The following is a 2,084-nucleotide window of genomic DNA, read 5'->3' as shown; positions in this document are numbered from 1 at the left end:
CTCCTCGTACCATGCTGATATTACAAGAGTCGAATTGATAAAAGGCAGATTAAAATTGGAAATCATCTCTTCTGTATCAGGTTCACAAATCCACCCTGCTGACATGAACAGTGAATGCAATTGATGTATTGGAAGATCCTTTTTATCTTCATTATATACGATTTCAGGCATATTACGTCGTAATTTTCTAATCAAATATTCATCTTCCTGATGTGTATTTTTTTCCGCTTTAGGGAAAAAACGACATCAGACCCTTTTTTGATGTAGTTCTTTGAACATAAATCTGTGGGATAATACTCACATTACTCAGTCCTGCTGAATGCCCACGTTCCAAGTGTAAACATGACAGCATCAAAGACAATAAGAACTGCGATATCAACTGATATCGGTGCAACTCCTTTCCATGAAGGACCGATCATAACTGTTCTCAAAGCATCGACACCATAGGTGAGCGGGTTTACCAGACTCACGACCTGAAGCCACTGTGGAACATTGTTGAGCGGAAACAATGCACCGCTCAGGAAAAACATCGGCATGTTGATAAACGTCTGAACAAGTCCGAATCCTTCGAAACTTTTCATCAGGCTTGCAAATGTAAGGCCGATGCAAACCAGTCCGAAGGTGATAAGGAGCATGACCGGGAGGGTCAGGAAAAATACTATAACACTTATATGTGCTCCGATAAGAAAAGCAAAAGGAAAGATAATAATTCCCTGAATCATGACATCGGTGCTGACACCAAGCATCTTTCCAAGAAATATTGATGGACGTGATAATGGGGAGACCAGGATCTCTTTTAAAAAACCAAATTCCCGGTCCCAGATTATGTGGATTCCCAGAAACATTGCAGTGAAGAGCATCGCCTGACAGACGAGACCGGGAAATATAAACTCCTGATAGTTCACTCCAGGTACTGTTGCTGAGAATCGCATGCCAGTTCCGAAGATAAAGAGCCAGAGCAGTGGCTGGACAAAAGCATTCACGAGCCGGGATTTTTCCCTGACAAATTTCTTGACTTCACGGAGCCAAAGGGTGTAAATTCCACGAAATTCACTCATCTTCTGCTCCTCCGTCTCATCATTCTCATTTTTGAGATCGACTCAGGACCTTCCTCCCTGATCTCTCTTCCTGTGTAATGCATGAAGACATCGTTCATGTCAGGGCGTGAAAGATGGACTGAACTCATGTGAACTCCTTCCCTGAAGGCAATCTCCATGATCCTGGGGAGTTCATCATCGGCATTGGTAACTGATATCCTGACTTCATTATCAATTGCCCTGATAGTATCGATCTCTGGAATGTGAACAAGGAGACTCTGAAGTTTTTCAGGGTCATCTGTTTTTAGAAGGATCATCTCACTTCCAACAGTCTGCTTCAGGGCAGATGGTGTATCAAGGGCTACAATAGTTCCATGATCAATAATGGCTATTCGGTCGCAGAGTTCGTCTGCCTCCTCCATGTAATGGGTTGTAAGAATGAGCGTCATATCTTCCCGCTCCCGAAGTTGCCGGATATATGACCAGATATGTTCACGGCTCTGGGGATCGAGCCCGATGGTTGGTTCATCAAGGAAAAGGACACGAGGATAGTGCAATAGTCCACGGGCGATCTCAAGACGCCTTCTCATTCCACCAGAGTATGTTTTAAGAAATTGATCTGCCCGGTCTTCGAGCTGGACAAGAGTCAGCACTTCCTGTATCCGTGATGCCTGCTCTGATACGGGGACATCATAGAGATCGGCATGCATCTGCAGGTTTTCCCTTGATGTCATGTCTGTATCAACACTGGGATCCTGGAAGACGATTCCTATCGATCGCCTGACCATAGCACTGCTCTGGATGATATCATACCCGTTAATGACAGCGGTGCCCGACGTTGGCTTTAAAATGGTGCAGAGCATGGAAAGGAGAGTCGTTTTTCCTGCACCGTTCGGACCGAGGAGACCGAAGACCTCGCCTTTGTGAACCTCAAGTGATATGGTATTGACAGCAGTGTTAGTACCAAATATTTTTGTTAGGTTGATTGTTTTGATAATTGGTGTCATGTTCTATACAGATTATTGATATGAAAGGGGGAGATGATCG

2 protein-coding genes are annotated in these 2,084 nt (G+C 44.2%); both read right to left on the bottom strand.

Going from position 1 to position 2,084, the window contains the following annotated elements:
* Nucleotides 1-302: 302 nt before the first annotated feature.
* A complete protein-coding gene (locus tag VN429_RS01270) occupies nt 303-1,058 on the bottom strand; it encodes an ABC transporter permease (protein WP_325628948.1) in 756 nt (251 codons plus the stop codon).
* Nucleotides 1,055-2,044, bottom strand: a complete 990-nt coding sequence (locus VN429_RS01265) for an ATP-binding cassette domain-containing protein (RefSeq protein ID WP_325628946.1) — start codon at nt 2,042-2,044, stop codon at nt 1,055-1,057. Before VN429_RS01265 ends, VN429_RS01270 begins: the two co-directional genes overlap by 4 nt.
* Nucleotides 2,045-2,084: the final 40 nt, after the last annotated feature.

This window comes from Methanospirillum sp., from assembly GCF_035560735.1.
In the GTDB taxonomy this organism is placed as follows: domain Archaea; phylum Halobacteriota; class Methanomicrobia; order Methanomicrobiales; family Methanospirillaceae; genus Methanospirillum.
Note: the sequence above shows the minus strand (reverse complement) of the source record. Positions and strands in the feature narration are given on the sequence as shown.